Genomic DNA, 763 nt, shown 5'->3' with positions numbered 1-763 from the left:
GCTCTATGGTTTGCGGACCGGAGATGCGGGGAAATGCGGATGAACACCAGATCTGCGGAACAAAATTACATCGCGACGCTGGACCTGCTCAGGCTGGCGGCAGCACTTGCCGTCGTGTTCTTTCACTATTTCTTTCGCGGCGCGGCCGCCGAAGGCTACCTCGCGCAGGGCTATCCGCTTGCCGCACCGTTCGCCCTCTACGGCTATCTCGGCGTCAATCTGTTCTTCCTGATCAGCGGTTTCGTCATTGCCTGGTCGGCGGAAAACCGGAGCTGGGATCAGTTTGCGATCGCGCGGTTCGTTCGCCTCTATCCGGGTTTTCTGTTCTGCATGACGATCACCTTCGCAGTTCTCACCCTTGCCGGCACACCGTTGCTTCCAGCCTCTTTCAGCCAGTATGTCGCCAACCTGTCGATGTTCGCGCCGGCCTTCGGCCAACCCTTCATGGACGGCGTCTACTGGTCGATCGTGCTTGAACTGGTGTTCTACGGATGGATCACGCTGGCCCTGTTCACCGGGCTCTTCCAGAAACGCAAGCTGGAGCTGATCTTCATCTGGCTGGCGATCTCGGCCTTGAACGAGTTCTTTATCGGCAGCGGCGGAGCCAGGCTGCTGTTCCTCACCGAGTTCGGCCCGTTCTTCACCGCCGGCGTGCTGGTCCACCACATCCATTCGCATGGCCGTTCTGTGCCGGCCCTGCTGCTGCTCGCCGCCGCGTTCCTGATCTCCTGCGGAACGCTGTCGGTGACGCAGCGCTGGATGC

General features: G+C 60.6%; 1 protein-coding gene. It reads left to right on the top strand.

Going from position 1 to position 763, the window contains the following annotated elements; genetic code table 11:
- Positions 1-39: 39 nt before the first annotated feature.
- Positions 40-763: acyltransferase family protein (locus EOD15_RS35050; protein WP_148129843.1), on the top strand; the 724-nt coding region annotated here is incomplete at its 3' end.

It is taken from the genome of Mesorhizobium sp. M7A.T.Ca.US.000.02.2.1, assembly GCF_003996995.1.
Taxonomy (GTDB): Bacteria; Pseudomonadota; Alphaproteobacteria; order Rhizobiales; family Rhizobiaceae; genus Mesorhizobium.
Note: the sequence above shows the minus strand (reverse complement) of the source record. Positions and strands in the feature narration are given on the sequence as shown.